Source organism: Microbulbifer mangrovi (assembly GCF_002009015.1).
GTDB lineage: Bacteria > Pseudomonadota > Gammaproteobacteria > Pseudomonadales > Cellvibrionaceae > Microbulbifer > Microbulbifer mangrovi.
This window is the reverse complement of the sequence record NZ_LZDE01000071.1, coordinates 1-573: the sequence shown is the minus strand read 5'-3', so window position 1 is coordinate 573 and position 573 is coordinate 1. Positions and strand designations below refer to the sequence as shown.

1 protein-coding gene is annotated in these 573 nt (G+C 39.6%); it reads left to right on the top strand.

The window, feature by feature from the left end:
• Positions 1–36: 36 nt before the first annotated feature.
• Positions 37–525, top strand: coding sequence for a hypothetical protein (locus tag B4U49_RS00310; RefSeq protein ID WP_078082635.1), 489 nt, complete (start codon positions 37–39; stop codon positions 523–525).
• The last annotated feature ends 48 nt before the right edge of the window (positions 526–573 follow it).

Genomic DNA, 573 nt, shown 5'->3' with positions numbered 1-573 from the left:
ATCTGGAGCTTTTGAATAAAACTGTTAGAACAAAGTATGAACGACTTAACTCTACCTCCAAAAGTCTCCGAGATTATCAACGGTTCAGTCGAGTGGAGCAGAATAGAAAAAATTGATTATGAATCCTTGGGCTATTTTCTCTCTTGTCATCTCGTAATTGAGCACTATCTTGACGAGTACCTTAAGATTGAACATCCGGCACTAGATTGGGATTCCGCTAGGCAGACATTCGGTCAGAAAGTCTCTTTACTTTCTAAATTTAAAATTTCTGATAAATACGACTGTATTCCTGCAATAAAACACATGAATTCAATCAGAAATAAGCTCAGCCATAGAATCGATTTTTCTGTACAAAAAGAAGATTTGTTACCTCTCATTCAATACTTAGAAAAGACTTCAGATGGTCAGCTTGAAACTCCTATTACAATAAAGGAGATTCTTGGGAGGTTTACGTCGATGGTCTGTGTACTTTTCGCAGGGTATATAAGTAGTAAAGCGCATTACGGCAAAGTAGACCGCCGGTAAGTTCTAACAATCACAGGCAGTGAAGCTCCGGCCCTTCGGGCCTCCGCG